Origin of the sequence: Vreelandella alkaliphila, from assembly GCF_016107625.1 — a bacterium.
GTDB classification, from domain to species: domain Bacteria; phylum Pseudomonadota; class Gammaproteobacteria; order Pseudomonadales; family Halomonadaceae; genus Vreelandella; species Vreelandella alkaliphila.
The window spans coordinates 1-4,554 of the sequence record NZ_JABASV010000026.1; the positions used below are offsets into that span (position 1 = coordinate 1).

5 protein-coding genes are annotated in these 4,554 nt (G+C 48.5%); all 5 read left to right on the top strand.

From position 1 onward, the window contains the following. The first annotated feature begins 109 nt into the window (after positions 1 to 109). The 5 genes from JFC11_RS18780 to JFC11_RS18800 all read left to right on the top strand — a co-directional run bounded on the left by JFC11_RS18780 (position 110) and on the right by JFC11_RS18800 (position 4,474). The gene (locus tag JFC11_RS18780; protein ID WP_198350265.1) at positions 110 to 1,528 is read left to right on the top strand and encodes an MBL fold metallo-hydrolase RNA specificity domain-containing protein; all 1,419 of its coding nucleotides are present in this window, start codon (positions 110 to 112) and stop codon (positions 1,526 to 1,528) included. 17 nt (positions 1,529 to 1,545) lie between these two features. After that, complete coding sequence (locus tag JFC11_RS18785; RefSeq protein ID WP_319618645.1) at positions 1,546 to 1,896, top strand: four helix bundle protein; 351 nt, start codon at positions 1,546 to 1,548, stop codon at positions 1,894 to 1,896. A gap of 60 nt (positions 1,897 to 1,956) precedes the next feature. Then, on the top strand, positions 1,957 to 2,838 hold the full coding sequence (locus JFC11_RS18790) for an ABC transporter ATP-binding protein (protein ID WP_038485969.1): 882 nt from the start codon (positions 1,957 to 1,959) through the stop codon (positions 2,836 to 2,838). A gap of 48 nt (positions 2,839 to 2,886) precedes the next feature. After that, complete coding sequence (gene rfbB, locus JFC11_RS18795) at positions 2,887 to 3,951, top strand: dTDP-glucose 4,6-dehydratase (protein ID WP_198350266.1); 1,065 nt, start codon at positions 2,887 to 2,889, stop codon at positions 3,949 to 3,951. Positions 3,952 to 4,108: 157 nt separating this feature from the next. Further along, the gene (locus tag JFC11_RS18800; protein ID WP_198350267.1) at positions 4,109 to 4,474 is read left to right on the top strand and encodes a GxxExxY protein; all 366 of its coding nucleotides are present in this window, start codon (positions 4,109 to 4,111) and stop codon (positions 4,472 to 4,474) included. Positions 4,475 to 4,554 lie beyond the last annotated feature (80 nt).

The window sequence follows — 4,554 nt, forward strand, 5'->3', positions numbered from 1 at the left end:
GCGCTACAAAATCAATGCACATCGTAGTGCGGTGTAACGAGGTCGCGAGGAACGAACGAAACCGAGGCACCCGCAACGGCGGCTAGCGCCACCGAAAAAGGACTTTTCGATGTTAGATATCATCCACCACGGTGGCGCAACAGGCGTAACGGGTAGCTGTCATCAGCTCATCCTCAATAGTACACACTCGTTACTAGTAGACTGCGGTCTCTTTCAAGGTGAAGACGCAGCGCAAGACCATTTCCAACAGCTGCAAATTGAATTTGATATCAGTACCGTTAAAGCTCTGATCATTACCCACGTACATATTGACCACGTGGGGCGGCTGCCTTACCTGCTGGCGGCGGGTTATAAAGGCCCCATTATCTGCTCGGTTCCTTCGGCCATACTGCTACCGCTAGTGATTGAAGATGCCTTAAAAATCGGCTTCACGCGTAATGCAGATCTGATTCAGCGCTTTCAAGCGCAGCTCGAATCACAAATCGTCAGCGTGCCTTACGGCAAATGGCACACGGTTGTGAATGATTACGAAAAGGGTAAGCAGGGCATTACTACCCGCGTCAAGCTCAAACGGGCAGGCCACATACTCGGTTCTAGCTACGTAGAAATAGCTCATCAGCGCGCCAATGGAGCCAAAGAACGGATTATCTTTAGCGGTGATTTAGGGGCACCCTACGCACCACTACTACCTGCACCTAAATCACCCTACGGTTGCGACCAGCTAATTCTCGAAAGCACCTACGGAGACCGCCAGCACGTAGGCCGCCGCAAGCGCCGTGCCACGCTTAAAAATGCCATAGAAAAAGCCCTTGGTAATGGCGGCACAGTGATGGTGCCAGCCTTCAGTATAGGCCGTACACAAGAGCTGTTATACGAGCTAGAAGGCATTGTCCATGAAGCCAAGCGCAACAAAAACAGCCAGTGGCAACAGCTAGAAATTATCGTCGACTCCCCCTTGGCAGCGCGCTTTACCCGTGTGTACCGCCAGTTAAAACCCTACTGGGACAAGGAAGCCCAACGCCGCGTACGCAGTGGCCGCCACCCGCTTAATTTCGAAAACCTTTACACCGTAGAAAGCCACGAAGCCCACGAGCAAACTGTCCAATACCTAGCAAAAACCGGTCGCCCAGCGGTAGTCATTGCTGCCAGTGGCATGTGTGCGGGTGGGCGCATCATGAACTACCTAAAAACCATGCTAGGTGATGAGCGCCACCAGGTATTGTTCGTGGGGTATCAAGGGGCAGGTACGCCAGGGCGAGCGATACAACAATATGGCCCACAGGGCGGTTGGGTGGAAATTGATGGCCAGCGTATCGATATTCACGCCGGTATTACCACAATTAGCGGCTACTCCGCCCATGCAGATCAAAAAGATCTGATTAATTTCGTCAAGCGCATGCGCCGCTGGCCTCACACCATACGCCTGGTACACGGCGAACAAACTGCCAAACACGCGCTCAAACATGAACTAGAAGCGCTTTATCAGCGTAACAGCAAACAAGTTAATGTGGTGAGTGGTGAGTGGTGAGTGGTGAGGAGTAGGGCGTGAGAAAACATCAGGAATTGCGTGTGTGGCAACAGTCCATGGATCTAGTGGAGCAAATTTATAGTATTACTAATACATTTCCTGATGGCGAGCGTTACGGACTTATTAGCCAGATGAGGCGGTGTGCAGTATCAGTACCTAGCAATATTGCAGAAGGTGCAGCAAGAGGAAGTACACAAGAATTTATTCGATTTCTATATATTTCCCAAGGTTCTCTCAGCGAGTTAGAAACACAGATACTCATAGCAAACCGTCTAAACTATCTAAGTGATATTTCTGTAAACATAAATAGTATCCAGCAAATTTCTTCCCAGCTAGGCGGCCTTATTAAACACCTAAAGAGTCGGTGAAACTTACTTGCCCATGAATTTCCTATTCACTATTCACCACTCACTACTCACGAATTTAAAATGATTGAAATCAAACACCTCTATAAGCGTTATCACAATCATCATGGTAGCGACTGGGTACTAAAAGACGTCAATTTCACCATACCTATGGGCGTGAGTGTTGGCTTAATAGGCGCGAACGGAGCAGGTAAATCGACACTTTTGCGTCTTATTGCTGGTATGGACACCCCTGAACGTGGCGAGGTTATTCGTCATAGCCGTGTTTCCTGGCCGGTAGGACTTTCAGGGGGAATGCAGGGAAACATGACGGGGCGCCAAAACGTTAAATTCGTTGCACGCGTGCAAGGTAGTGACCCCGAAGAAGTCAAACGGGTTATCAAATTCGTTGAAGAGTTCGCAGAAATTGGCCCAGCTTTTGATGAGCCCATTCGTACTTATTCATCGGGCATGAAATCACGTATTTCGTTTGGTTTATCGCTCGCATTTGATTTTGATGTCTATATTTCCGATGAAGCCACTGCCGTTGGTGATCGTGCGTTTAAAGCCAAAGCTAAAGAGCTATTTGAATCGAAAACGGGTCAAGCCTCTTTGATAATGGTTTCCCACTCAGAAGGTATTTTGAAAGAGCTTTGCCAAGCAGGTGTTTATCTCAAACAAGGCAGCGCCTTTTGGTACGACGATATCAACGATGCCATTGCCGCCTATCATTCAGATGTAGACAAAAAGAAACGTCAGTCTGAATTGCCTAGCGATGTGATAGGGGCTCGTAAATACCTGCAGTCCTGCCACGCCGATTTAAAAGCCGCTCAAGAAATCCTAGCTGATGCCAAAGAGCAGGAAGATAAAAAGGCGCTCGCTGCAGCTAAAAAGGCAGTTAAAGAAGCTAGCAGCAGAGCAAAAGAAGCGCGTGAAAATTTAGAGTTACGGCAAAGCACACGCTAGTGTCAGCGCTAATAAGATAGCCAATAAGACAGTTATTGAGATTGCAGCATGAGTAAAACGTTTTTCATTACCGGCGGGGCAGGTTTCATTGGTTCTGCCGTTATTCGTGAGTTAATCCATAACACCGACAACCATGTCGTGAATGTTGATAAGCTCACTTATGCAGGCAATCTAGAATCGTTGGTAAATGTCGCCGGCAGTGAGCGCTACACGTTTGTGCAAGCAGACATTTGCGATGCGCCTGCGATGCAGCAGCTGTTTGAACAGCACCAGCCCGATGTAGTAATGCATCTCGCAGCAGAAAGCCACGTAGATCGTTCTATTGACGGGCCTGCAGAGTTTATTCAAACCAACGTAGTTGGCACAGCAGTTCTGCTAGAAGCCGCTCGAGCCTACTGGAAAGGCCTGCAGCAACAAGATGCCGACAAAGCAGAAGCCTTTCGCTTTCATCACATCAGTACAGATGAAGTGTATGGCGATTTGGAAGGCACCGATGACCTCTTTACCGAAACTACGCCTTATGCGCCCAGTTCACCGTACTCGGCCAGCAAAGCCAGTTCAGATCATCTAGTGCGTGCATGGCAGCGCACCTACGGCCTGCCCACACTGGTTACCAACTGTTCTAACAACTACGGGCCATACCACTTTCCAGAAAAGCTAATTCCGTTGATGATCCTCAACGCTCTGGCTGGCAAGCCGCTACCGGTATACGGCGATGGGCAGCAAATCCGTGACTGGCTCTATGTAGAAGATCATGCTCGCGCCTTAATCAAAGTGGCCACAGAAGGTGAAATCGGCGAAACCTACAACATCGGCGGGCATAACGAAAAAGCCAACCTCACCGTTGTTGAAACATTGTGCGACCTGCTTCAAGAGCTAGTGCCACAAGAGCATTCGTACCGTGAGCTCATCACCTTCGTGACAGACCGTCCCGGCCACGACGTACGCTACGCCATTGATGCCAGCAAAATTGAACGTGAACTGGGCTGGAAGCCAGAAGAAACCTTTGAAACCGGCCTAAGAAAAACCGTCGAGTGGTACCTCGTCAACAAAACCTGGTGGAAGCGCGTACAAGACGGCAGCTACCAAGGCCAACGTCTCGGCAGCATTTGATTTTTGCCACGGACGCTCACGGAATCCACGGATAAAAACCAAAGATTTTTGTTTTTATGTTTTGTCCTTATCCGTGTTTTTCAGTGAGTATCCGTGGCCAATTACAAGGCACTGCCACGGAAGTGAGTGTCCTTGGCAAAAAGCATAAGGGGAAAAAATGCTCAAGGAAGAAGCGCTCACATATCAAATCAGAGGCGCAGTGTTTGAGGTCAGTAAGCAGCTGGGGCCAGGTTTTTTAGAAAGCATCTACCAAAGAGCATTAGCAATTGAGCTTCGATCTATTGGTCTTGAGGTTGAAACAGAGAAGCCCGTCAATATCTATTACAAGCAGTGCTTGGTAGGTGAGCACCGCTTAGATGTGCTAGTTGAAAACAGAGTTATTCTAGAATTGAAAGCGCAAAGCCAGCTACCTGCCTCAGCAGAGCCCCAGTTGATCAACTACCTTCGAGCCACTGGCTTACAAGTAGGGTTGCTCATTAATTTCAGTTTTCCTAAAACATTTATCAAACGAATCGTTGTTTAATTTACAGCTCCGGACTAGCCACTGACGCTCACGGAATCCACGGATAAAAACCCAAAGATTTTTGTTTTTATGTTTTGCCC